Consider the following 7,770-nt stretch of genomic DNA (forward strand, 5'->3'; position numbering starts at 1 on the left):
CTGCCGCACGCCATGCGCTTCGTGTGGGCCGTGCCGGTCGGCTGGAGCCTGCTGCTCGCGCTGTGCGCGGCCGGCGTCGGCGCGCTGGTGGTCGCGGCGCCCTCGCTGCGCGGGGTCATCAAGGCGCTCGGCATCGCCTACCTGCTCTGGCTGGCCTGGAAGCTCAGCGGCAGCGGCTCGCTCGGCCAGGCCGACGGCGCGCAGCTGCGGGTCGGCTTTCGGCAGGGCGTGATGCTGCAGTTCCTCAACATCAAGGCCTGGCTGCTGGCGCTGACGCTGGTGGCGGGCTGGATCGCCGGCCAACCCGATGCGTTGCGGCGTTTCGCAATCGTCGCGCCCGTGATGCTGGTCTATGCCTTCGCGAGCAACTTCGCCTATGCCCTGGCCGGCGCGCTGCTGCGCAACTGGCTCGCCCAGGGCCGGCGCCTGCTGTGGTTCAACCGCGCCATGGCGGCCGTGCTGGCGCTCACCGCCTGGTGGATGGTGGGCGTATGAAGATCAAGGACGAGACCCTCGGCATGTGGCTCGGCGTGCTCGGCGTCGCCTTCTTCGCGGTCACGCTGCCGATGACCCGGCTGGCCACCGGAACGCAGGCCGCGCCGCAGCTGTCGCCCTGGTTCGTCACGCTCGGGCGGGCGGCGCTGGCCGGCGTGCTGTCGATGGCCTTCCTGCTCGCCACGCGCTCGCCGAGGCCGCAGCGCCGGCACTGGAGGCCGCTGGGCATGGCCGTGCTCGGCAACGCGGTCGGTTACCCCTTGCTGCTGGCCTACGCGCTGCGCGTGGTCACCGCCAGCCACGCCGCGGTGATCACCGCGCTGCTGCCCCTGGTGACCGCGGCCTGCGCGGCCTGGGTGCTGCACCAGCGGGCGCGCCTGGGCTTCTGGCTCTGCGCCGTCGCCGGCAGCCTGCTGGTCATCGCGTTTTCGCTGCTGCGCGCCGACAGCCGGGGCGGCTTCGGTTTCGAATGGGCCGACGTGCTGCTGGTGGGCGCCGTCTTCGCGGCCTCGCTGGGCTACATCTATGGCGCGCAGGTCACGCCGGCGCTCGGCGCCGAGCGGGTGATCTGCTGGGTCTGCGTGCTGGCGCTGCCGGTCACGCTGCCGGGCACGTTGTGGCTCTGGCCGCAGCAGCCGGTCGCCGCCTCGGCCTGGGTCGGCTTCGTCTATGTCGGCGTGTTCTCGATGTGGATCGGGTTCTTCGCCTGGTATCGCGGTCTCGCGATGGGCGGCGCGCTGCGCGTGAGCCAGACCCAGCTGCTGCAGCCTTTTCTTTCGATCCTGGCTGCGGTACCGTTGCTCGGCGAGCCCCTCGACATCGTCACGCTCGGCTTCGCGGCGGCCGTGGTTGCCACCGTGGTCCTGGGCAAGAAACTCTCCCAGCCGCGCCTCCCGGTCGTCGTCGCGACGGCCACCCGATAGACACCCGCACAGATCCTCAAGGAACCCGTCATGAAATGGAAACTCGCCGCCCGCGCCGAAAAGATGAATCCTTCGGTGCTTCGTGAAATCCTCAAGGTCACCGAGCGTCCCGGCATCATCAGCCTGGCCGGCGGCCTGCCCTCGCCCAAGACCTTTCCGATCAGCGCCTTCGCCGAAGCCTGCGCCGACGTGCTGCGCAACGACGGCCCGGCCGCGCTGCAGTACGCCGCCAGCGAAGGCTACGGCCCGCTGCGCGAAGCGGTGGCGGCGATGCTGCCCTGGCCGGTCGACCCGGCCCAGGTACTGATCACCACCGGCTCGCAGCAGGGTCTGGACCTGGTCGCCAAGGTGCTGCTCGATCCGGGCAGCCGCGTGCTGGTCGAGACGCCGACCTACCTCGGCGCGCTGCAGGCCTTCGCGCCGATGGAGCCCGAGCCGGTCAGCGTGGCCAGCGACAGCGAAGGCGTCATCGTCGCCGACCTGGTCGCCAAGGCCGCCGATGCGCGCTTCATCTACCTGCTGCCCAATTTCCAGAATCCGACCGGCCGCACCATGACCGAGGAGCGCCGCGCCGCGGTGTCGGCCGCGGCGGCCGCGGCCGGCCTGCCGATCATCGAGGACAACCCCTACGGCGAACTGTGGTTCGACGAGCCACCGGCACCGCCGCTCACCGCGCGCAACCCCGAGGGCTGCATCTACCTCGGCTCGTTCTCGAAGGTGCTCGCACCGGGCTTGCGGCTGGGCTTCATGGTGGCCCCCAAGGCCGTCTTCCCCAAGCTGCTGCAAGCCAAGCAGGCGGTCGACCTGCACACGCCGATCTTCACCCAGCGCATGGTGCACGCGGTCATGAGGGACGGCTTCCTGTCCCGTCACGTGCCGACCATCCGCGCGCTCTACAAGCGCCAGTGCGAAGCGATGCTGGCCGCGCTGACGCGCGAGATGAAGGGGCTCAAGGTCGAGTTCGCCAAGCCTTCCGGCGGCATGTTCCTGTGGGTCCGCCTGCCCGAAGGCGTGGACACGGTCGCGCTGCTGCCCAAGGCGGTGGAGCGCGGCGTGGCCTTCGTGCCGGGCGCGCCGTTCTATGCGGGCGCGGGTGATCCGCGCACGCTGCGGCTGTCCTTCGTGACGGCCAGCGTCGACGAGATCGACACCGCGATCGCCGCGCTGGCCGAAGTCGTGCGCGAGCAGATGGCGCACAACGCCGCTGCCGAGGTCCAGCGCCAGCTGGCCGCGAGTCCTCTCTGAGCCAGGTTCGCCGGTACCAGACGCCCCCATGATCGACGGCCACACGCTGCTGCTGTTCCTGCTGGCCGTGCTGGCCCTGTTCCTTTCGCCCGGGCCGAACATGGCCTTCGTGCTGTCGCACGGTGTCGCCTTGGGGCCGCGCGCGGGCTTCGCCGCCGGCCTCGGCATCGCCGCGGCCGATCTCGTGCACACGCTGTGCGCCGCGACCGGCATCACGGCGCTGGTGGCCGCATGGCCGCCCTCCTTCGATCTGCTGCGCTACGCCGGCGCGCTCTATCTGCTGTGGCTGGCCTGGCAGGCGCTGCGCTCCGGCGACGCCCGCCTGCAGGCCCGCGCCGACGCCGCGGATTTCACCCGCGTGGTGCGCATGGCCTGGCTCAACAACCTGGTGAATCCGAAGGCGCTGCTGTTCTTCATGGTGTTCCTGCCCCAGTTCGTCGCTCCCTCGCGCGGCAGCGTGCCGCTACAGTTGATGCTGCTCGGCATCACGCTGTCGCTGGCTGGCCTCGTCTTCAACACCGTGCTGGGTGCATGCAGCGGCCAGATCGGCCGCTGGCTGCAGCGCCGGCGCGGTGCCGCGGGTTTTCAGCGCGGCCTGCTCGCGACGGTGATGTTCGGCCTGGCCGTAAGACTTATCTTGATCGATCGCCCCTCGAAGGGACTCTGACATGCTCAACATCTGGGGGCGCATCAGCTCCATCAACGTTCGCAAGGTGGTGTGGTGCGCCCAGGAACTCGGCCTGGACTTCCAGCGCACCGAGGCCGGCGGCCGGTTCGGTGTGGTCCAGACGCCCGACTACCTGCAGCTCAATCCGAATGCGATGGTCCCGGCCATCGACGACGGCGACGGCGACGAGCGCGTGACGCTCTGGGAGTCGAACGTCATCGTGCGCTACCTCTGCGCCAAGCATTCGATGGGCAAGTTCTATCCCGAGAAACTGGCCGAACGCTTCGATGCCGAACGCTGGATGGACTGGCAGCAGACGACGCTGAACCCGGTGAGCGGCGGCGCCTTCAAGCAATGGGTCCGCACGCCGCCCGAGCAGCGCCAGTCCGAGGTGATCGCCTATTCGGTGCACGCCACCGAGCCGCTGTTCGCCCTGCTCGATGCCCACCTCGCCACCCGCGCCTTCATGCTTGGCGACGCCTTCACCATGGCCGACATCCCGCTCGGCTGCGAGGCCCACCGGTGGTTCGGCCTGCCGCTGACGGAATACACGCGCCCCGCCTGGCCGCATGTCGAGCGCTGGTTCGCCGACCTGCGCAGCCGTGCAGGCGCGCGCGGGGTGCTCGACCTCGCTCTCGAATGAAACCAATGACAGCCCGCCCCTTCAAGCAAGTCGATGTCTTCACGTCGACGCCCTACTTCGGCAATGCCCTCGCGGTCGTGCTCGATGGCACCGGTCTCGACGATGCCGCGATGCAGCGCTTCGCCGCCTGGACGCAACTGTCGGAAACCACCTTCCTGCTGCCGCCCACCGAGCCGACGGCCGACTACCGCGTGCGCATCTTCACGCCCGGCGGCGAGCTGCCGTTCGCCGGCCACCCCACGCTCGGAAGCTGCCATGCCTGGCTGCAGGCCGGCGGAAAGCCGAAGGCGGCCGGGCGCATCGTCCAGCAGTGCGGCGTCGGCCTGGTGCAGATCCGGCGCGACGGCGAGCGGCTGGCCTTTTCCTCGCCGCCGCTGCGGCGCAGCGCGCCGAGCCCGACACTGCTGGCCAAGATCGCCGCGGCGCTCGGTCTCAAGGCCCAGCAGATCGTCGCGGCGCAGTTGCTCGACAACGGCCCCGTGTGGCTGGGCCTGCTGCTGAAGGACGCCGACACCGTGCTCACGCTCAAGCCCGACCATCGCGCGCTGCGCGAGCTCGGCCAGAAGGTGGGTGTCGCGGGCATCCCGACCGCGGGCGATTCGCCCCAGTTGATTGCACGCTCGAACCGCGAGGCGCGCGCCTTCGCGCGCTCCGACGAAGCACCCGCCGACGTCGAGGTGCGCGCCTTCGCGGCCCCGGTCGGAATCGAGGAGGACCCGGTCACCGGCAGCTTCAACGCCAGCCTGGCGCAGTGGCTGATCGCCGACGGCCACCTGCCGCAACACTACGTCGCTGCGCAGGGCCAGACCCTGGGGCGCGCAGGGCGCGTCCATGTCACGCGCGATGCGGACGGCCTGGTCTGGGTGGGTGGCGATTCGGTCACCTGCATCGACGGGAGCGTGGCGCTCTAGGGCGATCCATCATGCGTGCGCGCATCGACCACCTCGTGATCGCGGCCCGCAGTCTCGACGAAGGCGTGCGCTGGTGCGAGGCGAGCTTCGGCGTCACGCCCGGGCCGGGCGGCGCGCATCCCCTGATGGGCACACACAACCGGCTGATGAAGGTCGAGACGGCGGCCTTTCCTCACGCCTACTTCGAGATCATCGCGATCGATCCCCGGGCCGCGCCCAGGCGCGCAGCCGCCACGCGGCGTTGGTTCGACCTCGATGATGCCGTGCTGCAGGCCGCGCTCGCGCGGGACGGTCCGCGGCTCGTGCATTTCGTCGCCGAAGTCGCCGACGCCAGCGCCGCCGTACAGGCGCTGGGTCGGCAGCGCATCGATCGCGGCCAGGTGCTCGAGGCCTCGCGCGACACGCCGGCCGGACGCCTGTCCTGGCGGATCACGGTGCGCGACGACGGCCAGCGGCTGTTCTATGGCACGCTTCCCACGCTGATCGAGTGGGGGCCCGTGCACCCGACCGACAGCATGCCCGACTCGGGCATCACGCTGCGCTCGCTCGGCCTCACGCATCCGCGGGCGGATGATCTCAACGCCGCGTTGGGCGCCATCGGCCTTGCTGGGCTGACGCCGATCGCCGGCGCGCCGAACATCCGCGCCGTGCTCGACTCGCCGCGCGGTACCGTCACGCTCGAATCCCGGGGGATCTGAGCGAGCGCGCGCGTTCTGTCGCTCGCACTCACCGCGACTTGGGCACCCCGCCATCGGCCGTCCCAAAGAGCCAGGGCAGCAGAATCGCCGCATCCGCGCGGATGCGCAGGTCGGCCGCCTCGCCGTCGAAGCGGCTGGTCACCTGGGCGATCTGGTTGTTGTAGTGGTCGTTCTCGGCGATGAGCACATCCAGCAAGGTCCGCTTGCCGAGGTGGTACCACTGCTCGAAGAAAATGGTCCGCACGCGGTCCGAGTCCTTGATCAGCTCGGTGTATTCGACCGCCCGGCTCAACGCCGCATCGCGTTGCTGGGCCGACGTGCGCAAGCGGTATTCCAGGTCGCGCGTGGCTGCCAGGGCTTTTTCCTCGCCAGCGGTGGCGCGCTCGAATGCCGCTCGCTCCGCAGCGTTCGCCGATCCGCCCTGGAAGGCGTTCCACTGAATCGAGAGTCCCGTCGCCCACGGTTGGCTCTTGCCGAGGCTGTCCTCCTGCGTCGTCTTCGACACCACCCAGTTCAGCTGCGGCAACCTCGAAGCCCGCACCGATTGAGCGTACAGGTCGGCGGCCTTCGCCTCGGCCCGTGCCTGACGCAGGGCAGGATGCTCCGGCGCTGCCAACAAGGCCTCCTGGACGTCCACGACACCACCGCCCCATTGCAGATCCGGCGGCAGCGTCACCTCCTCGCCGACCAGCTTGACCAGACTGATCTCGACCTCGCGCAGCTTGGCCGCCACCAGGTCGCGGCTGGCCATCGCCTGCAGGCGGCGCCCGCGGGCCTGAGTCAGTTCGCTGGCGCGACCGCGGTCGGTCTTGACGATCTCGCTGAGCATCTCGACCAGCTCGGTCATGCGATCCACGTAGGCCTTGCTGAGCGCCATCGCATGGCGGCCACGCCGCAACTCGATGACAGCGTTGAGGGTGTCGAAGGCGACCTGCTGGCGCACCTGCAACAGTTGCTCGTGCACCGCCTTCGATGTCTCGGTGCGGCTGTCGATGGAGCGGCTCAGGCGGCCCCAGTCATACACCGGCGTCGTGAGCTGGACATTGCCGATCGCGTTGCGGGCGGAGTCGTCCGTGCCGCTGCCGAAAGTCGCCGAGGGAGACGCCACGCCCACCTGCAACTGCGGCCAGCGCTGTCCCTTGACTTCGGCGATGTCGAACTCGGCGGCCTGCCACTTGGCGCTCGCCTCACGGACGTCAGGGCTCAAGGCGAGCGCCTTCGCCACCATCGACTCGAGGAAGCCGCGAGCGCCGCCGCCTTGGCGCTCGAGTTCGCCGGCGGCCGTGGCGCGTGCAAGCTTGGCGGACTCCTCGCCGGCCGGCGCCGCGCCTTTCTCCCGCTGTTGGCTGCCGCCGGCGATGGGGACGGCTGCGGTCTCCCTCCACTGCTTCTCCTGCGCCGGCATCGGAGCCGATGCCGGCGCAGGTGGCTTGGAGACGGTGGCAGGAATCTTCGGCGCACCGACCACCGGCGCCTCATAGGCAAAGCTGCTCCATTCAAGTGCTCGCGGCGCCGTCGGCGAGGAGACCTGCGCCATCGCTTCGGCGCTCAGGCACAAGGGCAACAGGATCATGGCGCGCGCGAGCCCACGGCGTGCGCCGGGCGGATGATGCGCACGGACGCCTGACTGCAGGGATGTCGTCATTTTCTATCTCTCCCTGAAGGCTTCACGCRCTTTCAGCACCGGCTTGAGCAGGTAGCTGAGGATCGTCTTCTCGCCGGTACGAATTTCCACCGTCGCGGTCATGCCCGGAATGATCGGGAAGTCCTTGCCGCCGGCACTCAGGGACGCCTTGTCCGTGCGCACCAGCAGGCGATAGTAGTTGGCGTCGGCACGGCCCTGGCGCGCCTTCTCGTCGTCCTTCAAGGTATCGGGACTGATGTGCTCGACCTCGCCTTTCAGCCCCCCGTAGATGGCAAAGTCGTAGGCCGAGATCTTCACGACGGCCGGCAAGTTCGGGCGAACGAAAGCCACGTCCGACGGCTTGATCTTGGCCTCGACCAGCAACTGATCCTCCAGCGGCACGATCTCCATGATGTCGGCGCCCTGCTGGATCACGCCGCCGATCGTCGTCACGCGGATGTTCTTGACCGTGCCCTTGAGCGGCGCCCGGATGGTCGTGCGCTTCACGATGTCCTCGCGCGCGCCGACGTTTTCCCTGGCCTGGGCCAGTTCGCCCTCCAGGCG

9 protein-coding genes are annotated in these 7,770 nt (G+C 69.6%); 7 read left to right on the forward strand and 2 right to left on the reverse strand.

The features are described from left to right. The 7 genes from AC1D2K_RS24990 to AC1D2K_RS25020 form a co-directional block, all read left to right on the forward strand. Nucleotides 1-495 (forward strand): LysE family translocator (locus AC1D2K_RS24990; protein WP_478091803.1); only part of this gene is annotated, 495 nt, incomplete at its 5' end. After that, a complete protein-coding gene (locus AC1D2K_RS24995; protein WP_478091804.1) occupies nucleotides 492-1,418 on the forward strand; it encodes a DMT family transporter in 927 nt (308 codons plus the stop codon). The genes AC1D2K_RS24990 and AC1D2K_RS24995, both read left to right, overlap by 4 nt. 30 nt (nucleotides 1,419-1,448) lie before the next feature. Further along, nucleotides 1,449-2,663 carry an aminotransferase-like domain-containing protein gene (locus AC1D2K_RS25000; protein ID WP_478091805.1) on the forward strand — a complete coding sequence of 405 codons (1,215 nt, stop codon included), beginning with the start codon at nucleotides 1,449-1,451 and terminating at the stop codon, nucleotides 2,661-2,663. A gap of 28 nt (nucleotides 2,664-2,691) precedes the next feature. Next, nucleotides 2,692-3,330 (forward strand): LysE family translocator, encoded by a 639-nt coding sequence (locus tag AC1D2K_RS25005; protein WP_478091806.1) that lies wholly within the window; start codon nucleotides 2,692-2,694, stop codon nucleotides 3,328-3,330. 1 nt (nucleotide 3,331) lies between these two features. Beyond that, on the forward strand, nucleotides 3,332-3,973 hold the full coding sequence (locus tag AC1D2K_RS25010; protein ID WP_478091808.1) for a glutathione S-transferase family protein: 642 nt from the start codon (nucleotides 3,332-3,334) through the stop codon (nucleotides 3,971-3,973). Nucleotides 3,974-3,978: 5 nt separating this feature from the next. Next, complete coding sequence (locus AC1D2K_RS25015) at nucleotides 3,979-4,884, forward strand: PhzF family phenazine biosynthesis protein (RefSeq protein ID WP_478091809.1); 906 nt, start codon at nucleotides 3,979-3,981, stop codon at nucleotides 4,882-4,884. Between the two features lie 11 nt (nucleotides 4,885-4,895). Next, on the forward strand, nucleotides 4,896-5,582 hold the full coding sequence (locus tag AC1D2K_RS25020) for a VOC family protein (RefSeq protein WP_478091811.1): 687 nt from the start codon (nucleotides 4,896-4,898) through the stop codon (nucleotides 5,580-5,582). 28 nt (nucleotides 5,583-5,610) lie between these two features. Here the strand turns inward: AC1D2K_RS25020 and AC1D2K_RS25025 are convergent, their stop codons facing one another. Continuing rightward, nucleotides 5,611-6,987 carry a TolC family protein gene (locus tag AC1D2K_RS25025; RefSeq protein ID WP_478091813.1) on the reverse strand — a complete coding sequence of 459 codons (1,377 nt, stop codon included), beginning with the start codon at nucleotides 6,985-6,987 and terminating at the stop codon, nucleotides 5,611-5,613. Nucleotides 6,988-7,230: 243 nt separating this feature from the next. Next, nucleotides 7,231-7,770: HlyD family type I secretion periplasmic adaptor subunit (locus AC1D2K_RS25030; RefSeq protein WP_478091814.1), on the reverse strand; the 540-nt coding region annotated here is incomplete at its 5' end.

This window comes from Variovorax sp. P1_H12_2, assembly GCF_056405335.1.